Source organism: Rhizobium sp. CF080, from assembly GCF_000282095.2.
In the GTDB taxonomy this organism is placed as follows: domain Bacteria; phylum Pseudomonadota; class Alphaproteobacteria; order Rhizobiales; family Rhizobiaceae; genus Neorhizobium.
Genome location: NZ_AKKC02000004.1, coordinates 1,420,346 through 1,439,339 on the forward strand (window position 1 = coordinate 1,420,346; position 18,994 = coordinate 1,439,339).

The 18,994-nt window shown below is 59.9% G+C and carries 18 protein-coding genes; 15 read left to right on the forward strand and 3 right to left on the reverse strand.

Annotated features, from left to right (window positions below; genetic code table 11):
• Positions 1-4: 4 nt before the first annotated feature.
• Positions 5-928 carry a hydrogen peroxide-inducible genes activator gene (locus tag PMI07_RS13540; protein ID WP_007766001.1) on the forward strand — a complete coding sequence of 308 codons (924 nt, stop codon included), beginning with the start codon at positions 5-7 and terminating at the stop codon, positions 926-928.
• Between the two features lie 86 nt (positions 929-1,014).
• On the opposite strand, the gene PMI07_RS13545 is transcribed toward PMI07_RS13540, so the two are convergent.
• Entirely contained in the window at positions 1,015-1,914 is a 900-nt protein-coding gene (locus PMI07_RS13545; RefSeq protein WP_007765998.1) for a LysR substrate-binding domain-containing protein, read from the reverse strand.
• A 107-nt stretch (positions 1,915-2,021) separates the two neighbouring features.
• On the opposite strand from PMI07_RS13545, the gene PMI07_RS13550 reads away from it, so the two are divergent.
• The 5 genes from PMI07_RS13550 to PMI07_RS13570 are packed head-to-tail and all read left to right on the forward strand — an operon-like array spanning position 2,022 to position 7,822.
• The gene (locus tag PMI07_RS13550; protein WP_007765996.1) at positions 2,022-3,203 is read left to right on the forward strand and encodes a PLP-dependent transferase; all 1,182 of its coding nucleotides are present in this window, start codon (positions 2,022-2,024) and stop codon (positions 3,201-3,203) included.
• A 41-nt stretch (positions 3,204-3,244) separates the two neighbouring features.
• Positions 3,245-4,270, forward strand: coding sequence for an amino acid ABC transporter substrate-binding protein (locus PMI07_RS13555; protein WP_007765994.1), 1,026 nt, complete (start codon positions 3,245-3,247; stop codon positions 4,268-4,270).
• Between the two features lie 21 nt (positions 4,271-4,291).
• On the forward strand, positions 4,292-5,458 hold the full coding sequence (locus tag PMI07_RS13560; protein ID WP_007765992.1) for an ABC transporter permease subunit: 1,167 nt from the start codon (positions 4,292-4,294) through the stop codon (positions 5,456-5,458).
• Positions 5,455-6,561, forward strand: coding sequence for an amino acid ABC transporter permease (locus PMI07_RS13565; RefSeq protein ID WP_007765990.1), 1,107 nt, complete (start codon positions 5,455-5,457; stop codon positions 6,559-6,561). Before PMI07_RS13560 ends, PMI07_RS13565 begins: the two co-directional genes overlap by 4 nt.
• 16 nt (positions 6,562-6,577) lie before the next feature.
• Complete coding sequence (locus tag PMI07_RS13570; RefSeq protein WP_007765988.1) at positions 6,578-7,822, forward strand: amidohydrolase; 1,245 nt, start codon at positions 6,578-6,580, stop codon at positions 7,820-7,822.
• 30 nt (positions 7,823-7,852) lie between these two features.
• On the opposite strand, the gene PMI07_RS13575 is transcribed toward PMI07_RS13570, so the two are convergent.
• Positions 7,853-8,107, reverse strand: coding sequence for a hypothetical protein (locus PMI07_RS13575; protein WP_007765985.1), 255 nt, complete (start codon positions 8,105-8,107; stop codon positions 7,853-7,855).
• Positions 8,108-8,520: 413 nt separating this feature from the next.
• On the opposite strand from PMI07_RS13575, the gene PMI07_RS13580 reads away from it, so the two are divergent.
• The 7 genes from PMI07_RS13580 to PMI07_RS13610 all read left to right on the forward strand — a co-directional run bounded on the left by PMI07_RS13580 (position 8,521) and on the right by PMI07_RS13610 (position 15,715).
• A complete protein-coding gene (locus PMI07_RS13580) occupies positions 8,521-10,083 on the forward strand; it encodes an ABC transporter substrate-binding protein (RefSeq protein ID WP_051484182.1) in 1,563 nt (520 codons plus the stop codon).
• Positions 10,084-10,162: 79 nt separating this feature from the next.
• Positions 10,163-11,116, forward strand: coding sequence for an ABC transporter permease (locus PMI07_RS13585; protein ID WP_007765975.1), 954 nt, complete (start codon positions 10,163-10,165; stop codon positions 11,114-11,116).
• A 2-nt stretch (positions 11,117-11,118) separates the two neighbouring features.
• Positions 11,119-12,009 carry an ABC transporter permease gene (locus PMI07_RS13590; protein WP_007765974.1) on the forward strand — a complete coding sequence of 297 codons (891 nt, stop codon included), beginning with the start codon at positions 11,119-11,121 and terminating at the stop codon, positions 12,007-12,009.
• The gene (locus PMI07_RS13595) at positions 12,006-13,067 is read left to right on the forward strand and encodes an oligopeptide/dipeptide ABC transporter ATP-binding protein (RefSeq protein ID WP_007765972.1); all 1,062 of its coding nucleotides are present in this window, start codon (positions 12,006-12,008) and stop codon (positions 13,065-13,067) included. Before PMI07_RS13590 ends, PMI07_RS13595 begins: the two co-directional genes overlap by 4 nt.
• 2 nt (positions 13,068-13,069) lie before the next feature.
• Positions 13,070-14,035 (forward strand): ABC transporter ATP-binding protein, encoded by a 966-nt coding sequence (locus PMI07_RS13600; RefSeq protein ID WP_007765969.1) that lies wholly within the window; start codon positions 13,070-13,072, stop codon positions 14,033-14,035.
• Between the two features lie 58 nt (positions 14,036-14,093).
• Positions 14,094-14,771, forward strand: coding sequence for an aspartate/glutamate racemase family protein (locus tag PMI07_RS13605; protein ID WP_007765963.1), 678 nt, complete (start codon positions 14,094-14,096; stop codon positions 14,769-14,771).
• A gap of 104 nt (positions 14,772-14,875) precedes the next feature.
• A complete protein-coding gene (locus PMI07_RS13610) occupies positions 14,876-15,715 on the forward strand; it encodes a MurR/RpiR family transcriptional regulator (RefSeq protein ID WP_007765962.1) in 840 nt (279 codons plus the stop codon).
• 76 nt (positions 15,716-15,791) lie between these two features.
• Here PMI07_RS13610 and PMI07_RS13615 read toward each other — a convergent pair whose 3' ends face one another.
• Positions 15,792-16,718 carry a LysR family transcriptional regulator gene (locus PMI07_RS13615; protein ID WP_007765960.1) on the reverse strand — a complete coding sequence of 309 codons (927 nt, stop codon included), beginning with the start codon at positions 16,716-16,718 and terminating at the stop codon, positions 15,792-15,794.
• A 103-nt stretch (positions 16,719-16,821) separates the two neighbouring features.
• Here PMI07_RS13615 and PMI07_RS13620 point away from each other — a divergent pair, with 103 nt between their 5' ends.
• The gene (locus tag PMI07_RS13620) at positions 16,822-17,472 is read left to right on the forward strand and encodes a tripartite tricarboxylate transporter TctB family protein (protein WP_007765948.1); all 651 of its coding nucleotides are present in this window, start codon (positions 16,822-16,824) and stop codon (positions 17,470-17,472) included.
• Positions 17,465-18,970, forward strand: a complete 1,506-nt coding sequence (locus tag PMI07_RS13625) for a tripartite tricarboxylate transporter permease (RefSeq protein ID WP_007765941.1) — start codon at positions 17,465-17,467, stop codon at positions 18,968-18,970. The genes PMI07_RS13620 and PMI07_RS13625 overlap by 8 nt, the downstream gene beginning before the upstream one ends.
• Positions 18,971-18,994 lie beyond the last annotated feature (24 nt).

Below are 18,994 nucleotides of genomic sequence, written 5' to 3' on the forward strand. Positions count from 1 at the left end.
GATTATGAAAAATCTTACCCTGAAACAGCTCCGCTATTTCGAAGCCTTGGCGCGGGATGGCCGTTTCCGCCGCGCGGCCGACGCCTGCGCGATCTCCCAGCCAGCCTTGTCGATGCAGATCAAGGAACTCGAACAGGAAGTGGGGGGCGATCTCTTCGAGCGGAATGCGCGCGAAGTGAAGCTGACCGCCTTCGGTCAAACATTCGCACTGCGGGTCCGCGATATCCTTCGTGCCGTGGATGAACTTGCAGACCTCGCCCGGGCTTCGCGCGATCCGTTTCTGGCACGCCTGCGCATCGGCATCATCCCGACGGTCGCGCCCTATCTGCTGCCGGCCATCATCAACGATCTGAACAGGACGTTCGACGGAATCGAGATACAGGTGCGCGAGACGCAGACGGCAAAGCTGGTCCAGGAGCTGGCACAGGGCGAGCTTGATCTGGCAATCGTTGCCCTGCCTGTCTCGGAGCCGTTCCTGACCGAGCTCAAATTGTTCGAAGAAGAGTTCGTCCTGGTCCGGCGACGCGAGGACGAGGGCAAGCCGGTACCCGAACGCGAGGCGCTGCGCGAAATGCGCCTGCTTCTTCTGGAGGAAGGGCACTGCTTCCGCGATCAGGCTCTGTCCTTCTGCAAGATAGGAACAGCCCGCCCTCGGGAGGTCATGGAAGGCAGTTCTCTGTCCACCCTGGTGCAGATGGTCAGTGCCGGCATCGGCGTAACCCTGATCCCGGAAATGGCCGTGCCGGTCGAAACGCGCTCGGCGCGGGTCTCGATCTCCCGCTTCCAGGCGCCCCGGCCATCCCGCACGATCGGAATGATCTGGCGCCATTCAACGCCTCTGGTCACTCAGCTCCTGCAGATTTCCGAGGTGGTGCGCCGCTCGGCCGATACCGTGCGCGAACAGCACGATGATTCGACCTTCGTCTGACTTTGGACGATTGGGCGGATCACCCGCCAGCGGCATTGCTCCTGGGGAACCGGAAGCTTCAGCGCATCTATCGCCTGCTCCACCTCCTATAGCCGTGATGACGGACGAGTATTCCTTACCTCAAACAGGGATGAAACAAATGCGCGCACGAGCCGCGCCTTCTGCATATCCGGCCGAAACAAAAGATAGCTCTTGAAATAAACAGCCGGTTCGAACGGCCGGAACACCACGCCTCGTTGCGCGAAGCCGTCGATCGCGAGCGGGTTGACGATGCCCACACCAACGCCCTCCAGGATCAGGGCGCAGGCAGTGATCGCGTAAGGAGTTTCGATGACGAGATTTGGTTTTGCCCCGGCCTCTTCGCAAAGGCGATCAAATTGCAATCTGGCGCGATCCTCGGGGGACAAGGCGACATAGTCGACACCATCGAAGTCTTCCGGACGTATGGTCTGCTTGGCAGCAAAGGGATGGCCAGCGGGAAAGGCACAGAGCGCAGGAAAACTACCGAAGACCTGATGCTCGACACCGGAAAGATCGACTTCGTCGGCGGCGAGCCCCAGATCGTACTCTCCGTCGACGATATGGTTCCGCACGGAAGCCGACGTCATGATACTGAGGGTCACGATCGCGGATGGAAAACTCTCTCGGAATTTGCGCACGGCCCTGGGGACAATGGTCGTGCCGGCCGCTGCAAGGCTTGCGACGCGGATATGGCCCGACCCGAAGTCGCGAATGCGGGCCGCAGACGAGCGCAGCTTGTCGAGCCCCCTGAAACTCTGATCCACGTCACGGTAAAAAGCCTGGCCTTCCGGTGTGGGGATCAAGCGGCCCTTTACGCGGTCGAACAGCGCAAAGCCCACAGCCTCTTCCAATTCGCCGACCAGACGGCTGACATTTGGTTGGGTAACCCCCATCAGTTCCGCCGCCCGGGAGACCGTACCGCTGAGGATTACGGCACGAAAGGCTTCAATCTGCCGGAAGTTCAAGCGCCGCCTCCTATAAGCTTTTCGCATAGAGTTAGATGCGCTGGTCAATTGTTTGTCTAGATCTGGCCCGTCAATATCGCGGGAAATCTTGCATTGAAGGACATACCATGCGTGACAAGACGCTTTGCGTAAAACGCCCCCAGGTCTCCCATGAGGGCTTTGCAAGCCTCGCAACGCCGACCTATCGCGCTTCGACGATCGTATTCGACAGCGCCGAGGCTTATGCTAAGCGTAGCCAGCGCGGTCCGGACGGCTATACCTACGGCCTGCATGGAACACCGACCTCACGGACGCTGGAAGCCTCGATTACGGCTCTGGAACAGGGTGAACGCACCGTCCTCGTTCCCTCTGGCCAAGCAGCGATCACGGTCGTCTTTCTTTCCATACTGCTGCCGGGCGACAGCGTGCTCATTCCCGACACCGCCTATCCCCCGGTGGCTGGCTTCTGTGAGAACTATCTGAAGCCGCGCGGAATCGGCTACCGCATCTATGATCCAATGATCGGCGGCGCTATTGCTGAACTGATCGACGAAAGCGTCAAGCTGATCTGGACTGAATCCCCTGGCTCCACCACGATGGAAATTCAGGATATTCCAGCGATTGTCTCAGCGGCCAAGGCGCGCGGCGTGCTAACGGGCTGCGACAACACCTGGGCGACGCCGCTTTATTTCAAGCCCCTCGCCCATGGTCTGGATTTCTCCTCGATGGCGCTGACGAAATATGTCGGCGGGCATTCGGATCTCCTGATGGGATCGATTGCCGTAAAGGATACCGACCTGCATCGCCGCCTCAAGGATACGATGCGGATGATCGGCATTGGCGTCTCGCCAGACGACTGCGCCCTTGCACTGCGCGGAATGGAAACGATGGGCGTGCGGCTTGCGCATTCGGGGCAAGTCGCGACAAGTTTCGCCAGACGGATGGCCGGACTTGTCCCCTCGGGTCTGGTCCTGCATCCGGCGCTGCCCGATTGCGCCGGGCACGAATTCTGGAAAAGGGATTTTACGGGTTCGAGCGGTGTCTTCAGCATTGTCATCCCGCCGCATGCGGAGGATACGATTCCCGACCTGCTGACCGCGGCAAAAATCTTCTCAATCGGTGCGTCCTGGGGCGGAACGCATAGCCTCCTGGCACCGATGACGATCACCCGAAAAGCTTCGGACGACGCCCATCCCGGCACCATTCTTCGCATCAGCATCGGGCTTGAGGACGAGAACGACCTCTGGGCCGACCTTCATCCCATCGTTGCATCGATCGCAGCCAGGGAGCCGATCGTCCGCACTGCCTGACGACATTGCCCATACTCAAACAATAAAAAGGGAACAAGCGCATGCACCTATCAGCCTGGAAAACTGGCATTCTGGCCATCTCCACCCTCGCCGTCATGACCGGTGTAGTCGAAGCCAAATCAACGCTCGAAACCGTCAAGGAGCGCGGCTACGTGACCTGCGGTGCGGGGGACTCCACGATGGGTTTCTATACGCCCGGGAATGATGGCAAGTGGGAAGGGATGGAGATCGACACCTGCCGGGCGCTGGCGGTGGCGATCTTCAATGATAAAGAAAAGGCCCGCTTCGTGCCCCTGAGCGGCGCCAAGCGGATGGCCGCATTGCAGTCCGGAGAGGTCGATTATCTCCCCCGAACGACGATCGGAACGCTCCAGCGCGATGCGAACGGCGTCAACTTCATTCCTCCGAACTTCTACGGCTATGATGGCTTCATGGTCCGAAAGGATCTTGGCGTTACCCAGATCAAGGACATGACCGGCGCCTCGGTCTGCGTACAGAGCGGATCAACGACCGAGGTCACGGCATCAGACGTCTCGCGCGCCAATAACCTGGATCTCAAGCTGACAACGTTTGAAAATCCAGTCGCCGCCCGCGAAGCCTTTTTCGCCCAGCGTTGCGATGCGCTCATCACCGGAAACGCCTTTCTGGCCTCCGTCCGCGCAACGCAGGCCAAAAAACCGGACGACTACATCATCTTCAAGGCAAACGATATCATCAACGCCTCGGCTCCGGCTGTAAGGCATGGCGATGACCAATGGTTCGATCTCGCCAAGTGGAGTTTTCTGGCGCTCATCCGCGCAGAGGAGCTTGGCATCACCCAAGCAAATGTCGACGAGATGCTGAAATCCGCGAACCCGGATATCCGGCGCTTTCTGGGTGTCGAGCCGGGGAATGGAGCGGCGCTCGGCCTGGACGAGAAGTTCGCCTACAACATCGTCAAACAACTCGGCAACTACGGTGAACTCTGGGACAAAAACCTCGGCACGAAGAGCCCGATGAAGCTGGAAAGGGAATATAATGCACTGGTGCGCGACGGCGGGCTGATGCATAGCGATCCGTTCAACTGATTGATCGGCGAGGCAATTTCCATGCGCAGCCTTCGCACACTCTGGTACGATACCCGCATCCGCGCGGGTGTTCTCCAGCTGGTTCTTGCCGGACTGGTCGTCGGGACCATCTGGTGGCTGATCAACAATACGATCACCAATCTTGCCGCACGCGGCATGAATGTCAGCTTCGCGTTCTTCTCGCAGGCTGCGCGGTTCCCAATCTCGGAACACGTGCTCGACTACAATCCATCCGACAGTTTCGCCTGGGCTTTCGTGATCGGCCTGATCAACACTCTGCTTGTGTCAGCTGTGGTGATCGTTCTTTCAACGATTGCCGGATTCCTTCTCGCCCTTGCGCGACGCTCGCGCCATCCTTTGCTGACGGGTGCCGCCAAGACCTATATCGAAGTCATCCGCAACACGCCGCTCGTGGTGCACCTGCTCTTCTGGTACCTTCTGCTGATTACGGCGCTCCCGAACACGCGCCACGCTTTCCAGCCGCTTCCACATCTTTTTCTGTCTACCCGCGGAGTATTTCTGCCCGCGTTCACGATCGAGGGTCAGGCCGGGTGGTGGCTGCTGTCTGCGTTATTCGCCGCCGCGCTTTGCGTGCTCGCTACGATCATACCCGCATATCGGAACAGGATCGCTCGCCATGCGGGGCCGGTCGGACCGTTCGCTGTCATTGCCGCCGCCGCTACGCTCTTCTTCGGGGCATGGCTTGCGGAAGGTCTATCGCTCTCGCCTGATTTGCCGGAACTGCGCGGCCTCAACTATCGAGGCGGTATCCAGCTGACGCCGGAATTCTCGGCGCTCATTCTGGGCCTTGTCGTCTACAAGACTGCGTTCATCGCGGAAATCTTCCGAGGCGGCCTGAATGCGGTTGGCCACGGGCAATGGGAAGCCGGGCGCGCCATCGGCCTCAAGGACCGCGACACGCTCCGCCTCATCATCCTGCCGCAGGCGCTGCGCGTCATCGTTCCTCCAATGGCGAGCCAGTATCTTACCGCTGTCAAGAACACGACTGTGGCGCTTGCCGTCGGTTATCCCGATCTCTCAGGCATCGTCGGGACGGTGATTAACCAGTCCGGGCGCGCGCTGGAAGGCTTCAGCGTGATGATCGTGATTTACCTCGTCATCAGCCTGTCGGTCGCCGGCTTCATGAACTGGTACAACGGGCACGTGGCCCTGAAGGGTGGACGATGAGCGCCGTGATATCTTCTTCGCCGATCGCGTCTGGACTTCGTTCGAGCATCCTGCCACCGCCAGCAAAGACGCCCGGCATCCGGGGGATTTTCTTCGGCACCCTCGTCAGTTCATTCTTTACCATCCTCGGTATCGCCGTGATCCTTACGCTATTGCCGAGGGTCCTCGATTGGGCGGTGTTCGACGCCGTCTGGCGGGTCGACAACGGCATGGCCTGCCGCGAAGCCGGCGCCTGTTGGGCGTTTATCGCCGCCAAGAGCCGGCTCATCCTGTTCGGTATCTATCCCCTTGAGGAGCAATGGCGTCCGCAGATCGTCATCACTATCTTTCTCGTCATGGCTCTCGCAAGCCTGCCGCCCAGGTTGTGGGGACGGCGATTGGTTGTCGCCTGGGCGATCACTTTCCTCGTCGTGATCGTGTTGATGGGTGGCGGCCTGTTCGGACTTTCAGCGGTGCCGACATCGGCGTGGGGAGGCCTTCCGGTTACGCTGCTTCTGGCATCCCTGTCACTGGTGCTTGCTTTTCCAATGTCGATTGCGCTTGCGGTCGGACGGCGCAGCAACCTTCCTATCGCCCGCTACCTGTCGATCGGTCTGATCGAGATCATCCGTGGCACGCCTCTTCTTAGCCTCCTGTTCGTCGCCTCGATCCTCATGCCGCTTTTCCTGCCGGACGGCTGGTCGCCCGACAAGCTGATGCGGGCGCTCGTGGCACTCACCATCTTCTCCGCGGCCTATCTTGCCGAGGTCGTTCGTGGCGGTCTGCAGGACGTATCGGACGGTCAGAGCGAAGCGGCACGAGCGCTTGGCATTTCGTGGTTCACGACGATGCGCAAGATCGTCATCCCGCAGGCGCTCCGTAAGGTCATCCCGCCGCTGACGAATACCCTGATCGTGATGATCAAGAACACCAGCCTCGTTTTCGTCGTCGGCCTGTTCGACCTTCTGAGTTCGACCCGTGCAGCACTTGCGGACCCCAACTGGCCAAGCCCCTTTGCCGAAGCCTATCTGTTCATCGGCTTCATCTACTTCGCACTGTGCTTTTCCACCTCGCTCTATTCGGCCTGGCTGGAGAAATATCTCGGCACGCCCTTTTCTCGCTAATTTCAGAAAGCTTGCCATGCAGATGCACGACCAGACCTTTGCCGCCCAGCTCACCGAATGGCGCCGATACCTGCATGCCCATCCCGAACTCTCGTTCGAGGAGGCTGAGACGGCCCGTTTCATTGCAGCGCGCCTGACCGAAATGGGCATCCCATTCGAAAGTGGAATTGGCGGGCACGGCATTGTGGCGACGATTGCGCGGCCCGGCTCCAACCGATCCGTCGGCCTGCGGGCAGACATGGACGCCCTGCCGATCGAAGAAGCCAATGACGTAGCCTACCGCTCCACGAAACCCGGCGTGATGCATGCTTGCGGACATGACGGTCACACCACCGCGCTGCTCGGCGCAGCTAAGCTACTCGCCGACGATCCCGATTGGTCCGGGGCAGTCCACCTGATCTTCCAGCCTGCAGAAGAAAAGGGCGGCGGCGCGAAGGCGATGCTGGCGGACGGCCTTCTGGAGCGGTTTTCGATGGACCGGGTTTTTGCGCTTCACAACTGGCCGGGCCTTCCTGCCGGCGAAATCGCCGTTCACAGCGGGCCGGTCTTCGCGGCGGGCGGCCCGTTCTACATTACGCTCCACGGCGTTGCCGGCCATGCGGCGGCACCACATCTCACCAAGGACACGATCGTTGCCGCAGGTCATCTGCTCGTCGCGCTGCAGACCGTTGTGTCCCGCAACGTCAACCCGCTTAACCCGGCGGTTGTCACAGTCGGTAAGATCAGTGGCGGCACCGTAACCAACCAGATACCGGAAAGGGTAGAAATCGCCGGCACTATCCGCACCTATGATCTCACTGTTCGGCGAGAGATCGCGGACGCGATCCACAGGGTTTCCGACGGTATTGCCGCGACCTACGGCATTCGTGCCGAAGTCAACGTGTCTCCCGGCGGGCAGGTCAGCATCAATGCACCGGGCGAAACCGAGATTGCAGCGAGCGCGGCAGCTGCAATCGGTGCCGTCGTGCATCGGGATATTCCGCCTACGATGGGCGGCGATGACATGGGATACATCCTGGCAAAACGGCCTGGTGCTTACATCTGGATTGGCAATGGACCTGCGTTGCGGGACGGCGAACTTCACAATCCGCGGTATGATTTCAACGACGAGATATTACCGACAGCAACCCACTGGTTCGCCGAAGTCGCCAAGCGATCGCTTGATGCCGAAGATTTAGGCCCGACCAGCTACCTGAGGCCGTCGAGCGATGATCGTCTTGTGCTGGAACAACAAACCCCGTTGGGATGCCAGGAAGATTAGGGAGCTTGGTGAAGCGCCTGGCCGGCAAGACTACGGAAATCGGTCCGTGAGGTTAAATGAGGCACAATCTTTCGATACAAAGGAACCAAGAACGATCCTGCGTCGATCAAGACTGAGGGCTGTGGCCTGAAATGCAGCCTGCAGGACCGACGCCTTGGCATGGACCAGACCCTCAAAGCGACTCTGGTCGCCTTCCCGGAATTCCGCGACCGAGTATTCCACCCGGCCCAGTGGAATAGATCCGTTCAAAAGCTCGCCTTTGATACCTTCATAGACCGTCATCATTCTGCCGATCTCCTCGCGTCAGGCAAGCGTATCTGTTGCGCTGCAAAATGGCCAGCACCGAATTGTGCCATGCGACAAAAATATGACAGCCTGCCGAGACGCCCTGATCGATCGCGGCATTATTTTTTGGCAGAGGTCGCTCATTGTCGCCTCACAATTCGGCACGACCTATCCCCGTCTTGAGGCCGATCTCAACCACATTTTATATTATCTAATTGTAAAAGAACATGAAACTACAGTTTCACAAAAATTGGCATGAAATCTGCTTTACCTCCCACGACTGGGCAAAAGTCCAGCAGTTCATAAAAAGAGGGAACGGTATGACCAACACATCATCGAAAATCTGGCGCAGCACTGGTTTTCTCAACACGTTTCGGGTGACGACGATACTCGGCGCGACGGCAGCCTGCGTGATGGCCGCAGCGGTAAACCCCGCACTTGCAGCCGGAACCCTGCGGATCGGCATGACGGCGTCCGATATCCCACTGACCACAGGCCAGACCGACCAGGGTGGCGAAGGCCAGCGCTTTATGGGCTACACCGTCTACAATTCGTTGATCGAGTGGGACCTTTCGAGCGCGGACAAGCCGTCCGCTCTGATCCCGAGTCTCGCGACCTCCTGGCAGGTCGATGCAACCGACAAGACCAAGTGGATCTTCAAGCTGCGCGACGGCGTCAAGTTCCATGATGGCAGCGCCTTCAATGCCGATGCCGTGGTCTGGAACCTCGACAAGCTCCTGAAGACCGATGCAGCACAATTCGACAAACGCCAGGCGGCCCAGGGCAAGTCGCGCATTCCGGCGGTCGCCTCCTACAAGGTCGTGGATCCGCTGACTGTCGAGATCGTCACCAACGGGCCTGATGCAACGCTTCCCTACCAGCTGAGCTGGATTCTGATCTCCTCGCCTGCGAACTGGGAAAAGCAGGGCAAGAGCTGGGACGCCGTTGCCCAGAAACCGTCCGGTACCGGCCCCTGGAAGATGGAGAGTGGTTTTACGCCGCGCGAGCGGGCCGAATTGACGCCCAACAAGGATTATTGGGACAAGGCACGCATTCCGAAGCTCGACAAGCTAGTCCTCATCCCGCTGCCGGAGCCGAATACCCGCGTCGCTGCCCTTCGTTCAGGTCAGGTCGACTGGGTCGAGGCCCCTGCCCCGGATTCGGTGAAGTCGCTGAAGGAAGCGGGCTTCAAGATCATCACCAATTCCTATCCGCATAACTGGACCTGGCACCTGTCGCGTGTCGAAGGCTCGCCGTGGAACGATATCCGGGTTCGCAAGGCCGCAAACCTCGCGGTCGACCGCGCCGGCTTGAACGAGCTTCTCGGCGGACTCTCCGTTCCCGCACAGGGCTACATGCCCCCCGGTCATCAGTGGTTCGGCAAGCCGACCTTCAAGGTGGAATACAATGTCGAGGAAGCCAAGAAACTGATGAAGGAAGCGGGCTACGGCCCCGACAAGCCCTTGAAGACCAAAGTCATCATCTCCTCGTCCGGCTCCGGCCAGATGCTGCCCCTGCAGATGAACGAATATATCCAGCAGACGCTCGCCGAAGTCGGTATCAATGTCGAATACGAGGTGATGGACTGGAACACGGTCATCAACGTCTGGCGTGCCGGCGCCAAGGATGCGAGCGCCAAGGGCGCGACGGCGGTCAACTACAGCTACTTCATCCAGGACCCCTTCACCGCGATGATCCGCCAGTCCCAGTGCAATCTCGCACCGCCGACCGGTACCAATTGGGGCTATTATTGCGATAAGGAGATGGACGCCCTGTTCGACAAGGTGCGCAACACCTTCGATCCCAAGGAGCAGGACAAGGTGATGCAGCAGGTGCACGAGAAATACGTGAACGATGCGCTGTTCCTGATGGTAACGCATGACGTCAACCCGCGCGCCATGACCGCCAAGGTTAAGGGCTTCGTCCAGGCGCAGAACTGGTTCCAAGACTTCTCCACGATCACCGTCGATCCCTGATCTCCTGCGTGCGACGCGCCAGGCTGACTGGCGCGTCACTTTTCATGATGCCCGATCAACCTGTTTTGGTGAGGACACCATGCTGCTCTATGCCCTGAAACGGCTGCTGCACGTCATTCCCGTCACGATCGGCGTGAGCATCGTTTGCTTCATGCTGATCCATATCGCGCCGGGCGATCCGCTCGCCGCCATCCTGCCCTCGGATGCTTCTGCGGACATGCAGGCGCAGATGCGCAGCTTCTACGGCCTCGACCGGCCATTGCCGGTGCAATACGTACTTTGGGCCTGGCACGCCCTGCATGGCGATCTCGGCACGTCCATCGCCAGCGGTCGCCCGGTGCTGCGCGAGATCATGGATGCTTCGATCAACTCGATCATTCTCGCACTTGCAGCCGCCGTCATCGGCTTCCTCGTTGGTTCGACGCTCGGTTTTCTGGCTGGCGTCTTCCGTGGAAGCTGGGTGGATCGCGCCGCATCGGCGGTTTCGATGCTCGGCGTCAGCGTGCCGCATTACTGGCTGGGCATGGTGCTGGTGATCGCCTTCTCGGTGACATTGGGCTGGCTTCCGGCTATGGGCGGCGGACCGGGAGGCTCCTCGGGTCGAAGCCTGAGCTGGGCCTATCTGCAATTCCTGATCCTGCCGGCAGTCACCATGTCGGTCATCCCGATGGGCATCATCGCACGCACCATCCGTTCTCTGGTCGCCGACATTCTCTCGCAGGACTTCACCCAGGCGCTTGCCGCCAAGGGCCTGATGAGCCGGCAGATCCTGCGGCATGTCATGCGCAATGCCGCCCCGACCGCACTCTCCGTCATGGGCCTGCAGCTCGGTTACCTGCTGGGCGGCTCGATCCTGATCGAGACGGTTTTTTCCTGGCCCGGAACCGGTTTTCTCCTGAACGGCGCGATCTTCACCCGCGACCTGCCGATCCTGCAGGGCACGATCCTGATACTCGCCATGTTCTTCGTCTTCCTGAACCTCCTGGTCGACGTGCTGCAGAGCGCGATCGATCCCCGCATCCAGAGGAGCTGACCATGGCCGTCATCACAGCAGACATCGCCGCTCCTTCCCAGGGGATCGCCAAATCTCCCGGCTTCTGGAGCAGTGTGCTTCGCCGGCTCTGTCGAGACCCGGTCGCGATGACGGCACTCGCGATCCTGATTATCCTGGTGCTGATCGCGATCTTCGCGCCCTATATCGCGCCCTACGACCCGTCCAAGGGCAGCGTCATCCGTCGCCTGAAGCCGATCGGCACGCCAGGCTTTATTCTCGGCACCGACGAACTCGGCCGGGACATGGTCTCCCGCCTTATCTACGGCGCGCGCCTTTCGCTCATCATGGGCGTCATACCGGTGCCCATAGCGTTCGTGATCGGTTCAGCGATCGGTATCATAGCTGGCTATGCGGGTGGTATCGTTAACACGCTGATCATGCGTACGATCGACGTCTTTTATGCCTTCCCCTCCGTGCTTCTCGCCGTGGCGCTTTCCGGCGCGCTCGGATCGGGACTGACCAATGCGCTTGTCTCGCTGACGGTGGTTTTCATTCCCCAAATCGCCCGCGTCGCGGAGAGCGTCACCACGCAGGTCCGCAAGCTCGACTATGTCGATGCCGCCAGAGCCTCGGGCGCACCGCCGACCACCATCATCCGGGTGCATATCCTCGGCAACGTGCTCGGCCCGATCTTTGTCTTTTCGACCAGCCTGATCTCGGTTTCGATGATCCTTGCCTCCGGCCTTTCCTTCCTCGGCCTCGGCGTTCGCCCACCGGATGCGGAATGGGGGCTGATGCTCAACACGCTCAGGACCGCCATCTACAACAACCCGTTCGTCGCCGCCCTTCCGGGCGTGATGATCTTCATCACCTCGATCTGCTTCAATCTCTTCTCAGACGGGCTGCGCACAGCCATGGACGTGAAATCATGATCAGCATCGTCGAAGAACCGGCCTATGACCTGCCGATCGGAGAAAGGGGCGGCCCTGCCCAGCCGCTGATCTCCGCCCGTGGCCTTCTCAAGCATTTTCCCGTCAAGGGCAGTGGTTTCCTGAAGCCGAAAAAGGTCGTCCGCGCCGTCGACGGCGTCGATTTCGATATCCTCAAGGGCGAGACGCTCGGGGTGGTGGGAGAGAGCGGCTGCGGCAAATCGACGACGGCGCGTCTCCTGATGCAACTCATCGTCCCGGACCGAGGCGATATCCTGTTCGACGGCGAAAAAGTAGGTGGAACGCTTCCGCTTTCGGACTACCGCCGGCAGGTGCAGATGGTCTTCCAGGATAGCTACGCCTCGCTCAATCCGCGCCTGACGATCGAAGAATCCATCGCCTTCGCCCCACGGGTCCACGGCGTTCCATCTGGCAAGGCGATCGCCAGAGCGCACGATCTCCTGCATCGCGTCGGCCTCGAGCCGGCCCGCTTTGCCGGTCGTTATCCCCATGAACTTTCGGGCGGGCAACGACAGCGCATCAACATCGCCCGCGCGCTCGCACTCGAGCCGCGCCTCGTTATCCTCGACGAAGCGGTGTCGGCGCTCGACAAGTCGGTCGAAGCCCAGGTGTTGAACCTGCTGCTCGATCTCAAGCGGGACTTCGGCCTGACCTACCTGTTCATCTCTCACGACCTCAACGTCGTGCGCTTTATGTGCGACCGGGTCATGGTCATGTATCTCGGCAAAGTCGCGGAGGTCGGAAGCCGGGACGCGATTTTCGAGAATACACGCCATCCCTATTCATCGGCCCTCCTCGCCTCCATGCCGAAGATGGATCCGTCGGAACGGACATCCGAGCCGCCGCTTTCCGGTGATCCGCCGAACCCGATCGACCCGCCACCGGGCTGCCGGTTCCACACCCGCTGTTCGTTTGCCGAAAGCGTCTGCAGCGCGGATACTCCGCCGCTCGCCGAGATATCCGCAAGTCAGGCAGCAGCCTGTCTGATGTCCGTGCCGGGCTCCGGCCACAGTCGCGCACCCGCCGTGATGGAGGTTTGACCATGAAGTCCGATGCGATGATCGATATCCGCAATCTCTCCGTCACCTTCAATCGCGGCCGCAAGCCGGTGAAGGCCGTCAACGGGGTCAGCCTTTCGGTCAAACCGGGGGAAGTCGTGGCGCTTCTGGGGGAATCCGGCTCGGGCAAGAGCGTCACGATGCGCTCGCTGCTGCGCCTTCACCCAAAAGGCACGAAGATCGAAGGCGCGATGGCCGTCGCCGGCCGCGACGTGACCGGACTTTCGGCGGGAGAACTCGGCGCCTTTCGCGGAGCTGTGGTCTCGATGGTCTTCCAGGAACCGCGCCTGGCGCTCGACCCTGTCTATACCCTCGGCCAGCAGATCGAGGAAACCATCATGCGGCATGAGAGGGTCTCCCGGTCGGAAGCATCGGCGCGGGCACTCGCGCTCTTCCAGAAAGTCCGCATCCCCTCGCCGGAGCGCAGGCTCCAGAACTATCCGCACGAAATGTCGGGCGGCATGCTGCAGCGTTCGATGATCGCCATGGCGCTTGCCTGCAATCCCAAGGTCCTGCTTGCCGACGAACCGACGACAGCCCTCGATGCGACGGTGCAGATCCAGATTTTACTGCTGATACGGGAATTGCAGAAGGAATACGGGCTTTCGGTCATCTTCGTGACCCACGATATCGGAGTCGCGGCGGAAGTGGCCGACCGGATTGCCGTCATGTATGCGGGCCGGATCGTCGAGGAAGGCAGGGTTGCGGATATCATCCGCGAACCGCGGCATCCCTACACCAAGGGGCTTCTCGGCGCGCGCGTCGAACTGGCCCACGGGCGCGACAGGCTTATCACCATTCCCGGCGCTCCGCCGGACCTTGCTGCTATGCCGCCCGGTTGCGCCTTCGCTCCGCGCTGCAGCCAGGTTTCGGATGTCTGCCGAACCGACGTGCCTGCATTGATGCCGACTGGTGAAGCCGCAAGTGTCGCGTGCGTGCTGTATGCCTGAACTGGCGCTGGGATGACCAAATAGGGAGGTGTCCGTGCGATCACGCATGGACCGACACATGACGCATATTACCTTGATTAACCCGAATACATCCCGGGCGACGACGGTCATGATGACCGAGATCGCTCGGAAGTACCTGCCCAAAGACGTCTCCGTGGAGGGCGTTACGGCCAACAGAGGCGTACCGATGATCCTGAACGCTACAGAGCTTACGGCGGCGGCCGATGGCGTTGTGGAGATGGGATTGGCCGCTTCCGAAAAGAGCGATGGGCTGATCGTCAGCGCATTCGGGGATCCGGGGCTCGAACGCCTCAAAGCCCTATCCGGCACGCCGGCCGTTGGCATATGCGAGGCGAGCATGTTGGAAGCCTCCGCCGGAGCGCGTCGCTTCGGGATAGCAACCGTCACACCGGATCTCGTGGCGAGTTTCGCCGCCAAGGCGCAGTTCCTCGGCGTTGCCCATCTTTTCACCGGCACGCGGCTGACGAGCGGTGATCCACAGGAATTGGCGTCCGATCCGGCGCGTCTCCATGCGGCGCTCGAAATCGCCGTCCGCGAATGTTTCCAGCAGGACGGCGCGGAGGCGGTCATTATCGGCGGCGGCCCATTGGGTCAGGCGGCGGACGATCTTCAGCGCGCGTTGTCGGCGCCGGTGATCGCGCCGATCCGATCCGCCTTCGGGCTGCTCCTCTCCCAGATCGCGCATCTCCGCCAAACCGGCACGAGAGCGAGCTGATGCGTGCGTCTCCTGGACCGCGCCATGGACGTGATGCTTTTTCTGTTGCAACTCGCGCCGTTCCGCCGGAAAGTCCGCCCGCTGGTGTGTTGGCGGAGTTTCCCGTGCCGAAGGATAGATCGTTCCTGTATCGTGTAAGGGAAGCCCTGCCCGAACTACACCCCGCCGAGAAGCGTCTGGGGGAGTTCGTCTGCGACTTCCCCGGTGAACTCGCAAGTTATTCCGCGCAGGAGCTTGCCGCCCTTGCACATGTCTCCAAGGCAACTGTCACCCGCTTCATCCAGCGCCTCGGTTACGAAAACTACGAGGAAGCCCGTCGCCATGCCCGCGCCGAGAAACAAACCGGCTCCCGGCTCTTTCTGACGGAGGCGGCCGACGCGTCGTCCGCCCAGTCGATGCAGGCGCATGTCGCTCAGGGCATCGCCAATCTGGAGGCAACGTTCCTTTCCATTTCCGAGGGCCAGATCGAGGCCGTGACGGAAGCCCTCATTGCGGCCCGGAAAGTCTGGGTACTCGGTTTTCGCAGCAGCCATCCCTTCGCGTCATATCTGCAATGGCAGTTGACTCAGGTCATCGAGGATATTGTCGCAATCCCCGGCGCCGGACAGACTCTCGGAGAACACCTCGTCAGCTTGCGGGAAGACGACGTCGTCGTGTTCGTCGCCATGCGCCGCAGGATAGCGCAGGTGGACGCCATCCTTGCCCAAATCCGCAAGTCGAAGGCCAAACTCCTCTACATCACCGATGAGGGCGCGGCGTTCGAGACGTCGGCAACCTGGCATTTTCAGTGCCAGACCCTTGCCCCCGGACCACTCTTCAACCACACTGCGGTAATGGCCGTCTGCCATCTGCTGATCACCCGGTGCCTGGAGAAGGCAGGTGCCGAGGGGAGAAAGCGCCTACGCAAAATCGAGACATTGAATGACGGCCTCGACGAACTCTGACGAGGTCAACGCCGATGACGATTGCCGGGTCGAAGATGCCCGCCTCGACTGGAATCAAGCGGTCGACCTAACTCAATCATACCGTATCAGCGCTCGAAGACGTCTCGGCAAAAACCTCTTTCACGATGCTGATGAACGCTTGGGCCGCGGACGATAATGCGGCACCGCTTTTTGAAACAATCCCGAGCTGCCTTTTGATGCTTGGCTTTTCAAGTGGAAGTAGTCTCAATCCGCTTTCGTCAGCCGCCGCGAACGTCATGCGTGGCACTATGGCTAGAGCCGCTCCGGCTCGTGCCATCGCCACCGCAGTTTGGAGATGTTGGGCCTCATAGGCCCAGTTCAAGGAATTCTCCTGTCCCGCCAGCGCATCATCGATGATCATCCTGTTACCCGATTGCTGGCTGACCCGAATAAGCGGGTGGCTGGCGAGCTCGGACCAATTGATAGCTTTTTTGTCACCAAATGGATGATGTTCGGGACATACGAGGATGAAGGGATCTTCGACGAGCACTTCGGTCTGAAAGTCCCATCGATGGCTCGATATCAGAGTGACGCCGACCTCAACCGTACCATTTGCGACCAGTTCACTGATTTCGGCCGCTGACTTGTCGTAAATCTCGACGAGCAGATCAGGATAGAGCTTTCGAAGGCGCATCACGATGTTTGGCAATCTTCCGGTTGCGATCGTCGGAAGACATCCCACAGAAAGCCTCTCCTGCCGGTTCTTGCTCGCTTGCTTAAGTTCGTCCAGCGCGCCCGCCAAGTTATATAACGTCTTCTGTACCTTCGGCAGCAGCTCTACTCCGGCTTTCGTGAGGGTCACATCGCGATTGGTTCGAAGGAAAAGTTTCTGCCCGACCTCCTCCTCCAGCTTACGGATCCGGTGACTGATCGCTGTATTGGAGAGGTTGAGATGAGCCGCCGCATCGCGAAAGCTACCTCTTTCGGCAACGGCGACAAAGGCATGCAATCCCAGAAAGTCGATGCGCGAGTTGTAATTCATACAGCCTCCAGATGATTATGTTTCATCTTATGGTTCATAATAATCGTTTGTTTCACGACGAAAAATGCACGATTTATCCGCTGACGCAACCTGGGAGGAGCCGTTGCAAAAGCTATTCGGTGGAAAGCCAAGACTTTCGCAGAACGTTTTGGGCGGGCTGGCACTTCTCGCCTTGTCGGCGCTCGGTCTATGGCTGACGCGCGACCTTTCGCAAGGTACACTGTCGTCAATGGGCGCTGGTCTTATGCCCCGCTGGCTTGGCCTTTTGATTGGATTGTGCGGCATCGTACTGCTTGTCATGGGCCTTCGTGCTCAAAGCGAAGCCATTGAGCCGGCCAACTGGCGCGGCATCGCTCTCATCGTAGTTGCGATTGTCGGATTTGGCATATTCATCCGCCCATTTGCTTTGGGGCCTATCAGCACGCCAACGCTCGGTCTGATCATCACTGGCCCTTTCGCCGTCATTGTCGGAGGCCTTGCAGCCCCCGACGCTCGGCTCCGGGAGCTGGTCGTTCTCGCGCTCGTGCTAACTGGCTCCTGTATGTTTCTGTTCGGCGACATCCTGAACCTGCCCATTCCGATTTTCCCGCAATTCGTCGTCCCCTATCTCGCGGGTATTTCCGCCAAGCTTGCGCTACGTGTAGCTGCGGCAGTTCTGCTGGTCATGGGCATCTTCATTGGGATGTCGGACATTCTCAAACATCGCCGGGCAGCGAAGCTGGGTGCCGCTGAGTTGGAGAAGAAGAATGACTGAGTTGCTCGCGAACCTCAGCCTTGGCTTTTCTGTCGCGCTCACGCCGGTCAACCTTGGACTCGCCTTCATCGGTTGCCTGGTCGGAACCCTGATCGGCGTCCTTCCAGGTGTCGGCCCGATTGCCACGATAGCCATGCTGCTGCCTATCACCTTCGGCATTGATCCAGCAGGCGCTTTGATCATGCTCGCCGGCATCTACTATGGAGCTCAATATGGGGGGTCGACGACCGCGATCCTCGTCAACATTCCTGGAGAAGCCTCTTCAGTCGTAACCGCCCTCGACGGCCACCAGATGGCCCGCCAAGGCCGCGCCGGTGTGGCTTTGGGCGTCGCGGCGCTTGGGTCGTTCTTCGCGGGAACTGTAGCAACAGTGTTTATCGCCGCTCTTAGCGGCCCGCTTACCGCGGTCGCACTGGTTTTCGGAGCTCCGGAATACTTCGCTTTGATGGTGATGGGACTGATCTTCGCTGTCGTGCTTGCACGAGGGTCGATCCTGAAGGCCGTGGCGATGATCCTCTTCGGCATTCTCCTATCCACCGTCGGCACGGATCTGGAAACGGGTGAAGAGCGGATGACTTTCGACCTGCCGTTTCTCGCGGATGGAATTGATTTTGCGGTATTAGCGATGGGCCTGTTCGGGATCTCGGAGATTCTCCGCAACCTCGATGCATCGGAAACACGCGACACCGTGAAACAGGCAATCGGACGATTGTTGCCGAACCGTGATGATGTCAAGCAGTCGTACAAACCAGTGCTGCGCGGCACGGCGATCGGAGCAATCCTTGGTATTCTGCCTGGAAGCGGCGCCATACTTGGTCCATTCGCGTCCTACACGCTCGAGAAGAAACTAGCCACGGATCCGGCCAGATTTGGCAAAGGCGCCATCGAAGGGGTTGCAGGACCGGAGGCGGCGAACAACGCCGGCGCTCAAACATCTTTCATTCCACTCCTGACCCTCGGCATTCCGTCGAACGCCGTGATGGCCTTGATGGTGGGGGCCATGACCATCCACGGCATCGTTCCCGGCCCTCAGGTGATGACGAAGAGCCCCGACCTCTTCTGGGGCATGATCGCCTCAATGTGGGTTGGCAACCTGATGTTGCTGGTCATCAACCTTCCCATGGTCGGCCTATGGGTCCGATTGCTTAAGGTCCCATACAGGCTGATGTTCCCCGCGATCCTGCTGTTCTGTTGCATCGGCATCTACACGATCAACTCGCTTCCAACCGACGTGATGTTCATCGGGCTATTCGGACTGGCAGGATATCTACTGACGAAGCTCGGCTTCGAACCCGCACCTCTGCTGTTAGGCTTCGTCCTCGGCAAGCTGATCGAAGAGAATTTCCGACGGGCTCTGATCATATCGCATGGATCGCTCGCGACATTGATCGAAAGTCCGATCAGCAAGGGACTGCTCGGGCTGGCGGCAATTACCCTCATCCTCGCACTGATCCCGGCAATCCGAGAAGGCCGCAAGGAAGTCTTCGTCGAAGGTTGAGGTCTCGACACCAGCGGCTGAGCC